Source organism: Microseira wollei NIES-4236 (assembly GCF_020521235.1).
GTDB classification, from domain to species: domain Bacteria; phylum Cyanobacteriota; class Cyanobacteriia; order Cyanobacteriales; family Aerosakkonemataceae; genus Microseira; species Microseira wollei.
Genome location: NZ_BLAY01000462.1, coordinates 1 through 1,073, shown reverse-complemented (window position 1 = coordinate 1,073; position 1,073 = coordinate 1). Strand labels below are relative to the sequence as shown.

The 1,073-nt window shown below is 49.0% G+C and carries 1 protein-coding gene; it reads left to right on the top strand.

All coding sequences use genetic code 11. The features are described from left to right. Positions 1–698: 698 nt before the first annotated feature. Entirely contained in the window at positions 699–884 is a 186-nt protein-coding gene (locus tag MiSe_RS49250; protein WP_226594878.1) for a hypothetical protein, read from the top strand. Positions 885–1,073: the final 189 nt, after the last annotated feature.

The window sequence follows — 1,073 nt, the reverse complement described above, 5'->3', positions numbered from 1 at the left end:
CCCCTCCCCACCAGGAGGGACGCCCCAAACCCAGCGGCGGTAAATCAGGAGCAACCCAGGCAGCTTTCGCCGCGTTCCCCCCCAAGTGCGGGAACAACTTCCACAATCGAATAACAACAAATTACCCATTCTCAGGAGGAATTGCTATGGGCGGCATCAGCCGTTAAACCTCTAATAGTTCTCAATCACAACCTCTCCAAACTTTGGGGTATCGCTATAGCTGCCGCATACCCCTTTCCTCACCCATCAATCAGGAATAACTATGTGGCTTGTAGTGCGATATCGATACGGTTGCTCGCCCGAAGTTGTGGCAATGTTTAACCACTGTTGTCAAGCAATGCAGCGCGCAGCTCAATTATGCAAGGAATTTCCAGAGGACAGGTTTTACCCGCGCTGGGAGCGCAACTATCACCTGCGTAGGTCGATTGACGACATTACTTCAGACTGTAGTTGGAGAACCAAAAAACGGGCAACTAGAAAACTAGATAAAAACTCTTTAAGGAGGTGATGACCGGCTTAAACGTCTAGCCAGCATGAATTGATACGAACAAGTAAAGGCGGTCTCACTAGGCTCGCACCGATGGCGTTCTGCGAGCCTTTCTTCCCCCATAAGTCCCTCAGGGCTAAACAACAGATACCACCGGATAGGGAAACCGGAAAGTAGGCGCAGGGGAACTTGATAATTTAGAGAGGTTTGTGTGAACGAAGCCGACGATATCAAAAAACTAAACCTGGAAAACCCGGAGCTAAAAGCTGAAATTCAGGAGTTAAAAGCACAACTGTTGTCAGCCCAAACCAGGGTCTACCGTGCGGATATTTCCCCCGTCGATCGCCCCGGTTTTAAGAGAGTGCTAAAACTTGCATCGAACCCAGGCATGAGCTAAAAAAAAATTGCCGGTGGTTGGCTTTTGTTTATGGGGAAATTGCCGCGAAAATTTAAAACCCTCAAACAAATCTGGTTGCTGCTGACTCAGGAGGATTGGTACTTACATGTAGATATATTTCCACCCCAAAAAGCACCGCTCCAATTGGACGCACCGCCGCGCTTGCCCAAGAGGTATCCTGATATCACC